General features: G+C 57.1%; 1 pseudogene. It reads left to right on the forward strand.

From position 1 onward, the window contains the following. Positions 1-49: 49 nt before the first annotated feature. Positions 50-1,270, forward strand: a pseudogene (locus tag HEP69_RS23670) (hydantoinase B/oxoprolinase family protein); the annotation flags it as partial. Positions 1,271-1,358: the final 88 nt, after the last annotated feature.

A 1,358-nucleotide genomic window follows, 5' to 3' on the forward strand; every position in this document is an offset into this window, starting at 1 on the left:
TTTCCCCCCTCTTTTTCTCGGGATGCTTAGAGTTTTATAAGGGACATTTCTTGAGGTGTTTAACAACCTGTTCATGTCCATCGCGGAACAGATGGGCGTGACCCTGCAAAACACCGCGCAATCGGTCAACATCAAAGAGCGATTGGATTTTTCCTGCGCGGTCTTTGACGCCACGGGTGCCTTGGTCGCCAATGCCCCGCATATGCCGGTGCACCTTGGTTCTATGGATCGCAGCGTCGAGACGATTATTCGCCTCAATGAAGGCGACATTCACCCCGGCGATGTCTTCGCGCTCAACGCGCCCTATAACGGTGGAACGCATTTGCCCGACATTACCGTTGTCACGCCGGTTTTTGATGAGGCTGGGCAAGGCATCCTCTTCTGGGTCGCGTCGCGCGGTCATCATGCCGATGTCGGCGGCACCGCTCCCGGTTCGATGACACCGCTTGCGACCACCGTGGATGAAGAGGGTGTGTTGATCGACAATCTTCGACTGGTAGACCGGGGACAATTCCGCGAGGATGCTTTGCGCTCAATCCCCAGTGACCACCCCTACCCCTGCCGCAACATCGACATGAATCTGGACGACCTCAAGGCGCAGATCGCCGCCAATGCGCGCGGCATCAACGAGCTGCGCAAGATGGTGAGCAATTTTGGTCTCGATGTGGTGCAGGCCTATATGGGCCACGTTCAGGACAACGCCGCCGAGGCGGTGGCGCGGGTGCTGGAGAAGTTGTCGGATGGCGCGTATGAGTATGAAACCGACACCGGTCAGGGGATCCGGGTCAAGATCACGGTAGACCGCGCCGCACGCGAAGCGACGGTGGATTTCACCGGCACCTCGGAGGTCCGAAAAAACAACTTCAACGCGCCAGAGCCGGTGACGCGCGCCGCCGTCCTTTATGTGTTCCGGGTCATGGTCGAGGCCCCAATTCCCATGAATGCAGGCTGCCTGCGCCCCATTCGGATCATCGTACCCGAAGGCTCTATGCTTTCACCACGCTATCCGGCGGCGGTGGTTGCGGGCAATGTCGAAACATCGCAGCATGTGACCAACGCGCTGTTTGGCGCGATGGGGGCGATGGCCAATAGTCAGGGCACGATGAACAATCTGACCTTCGGCAATGACGAATTCCAGTATTATGAAACCATCTGTTCCGGCTCTCCTGCCCGGCAATTCAACGAAGGGCGGAAGTTTCCCGGCACTTCGGGCGTGCATGTGCATATGACCAATTCGCGCCTGACCGATCCGGAAATTCTCGAATTGCGCCTGTCTCTTTTAAACATTCCCGGGCCCACGGAACCTCCTCACAATTCGAATGCCGCCTTCGGCTTTGAAAAAAAAAAACAAAACACCA

Origin of the sequence: Aestuariivita sp. (assembly GCF_021404545.1) — a bacterium.
GTDB lineage: Bacteria > Pseudomonadota > Alphaproteobacteria > Rhodobacterales > Rhodobacteraceae > Aestuariivita.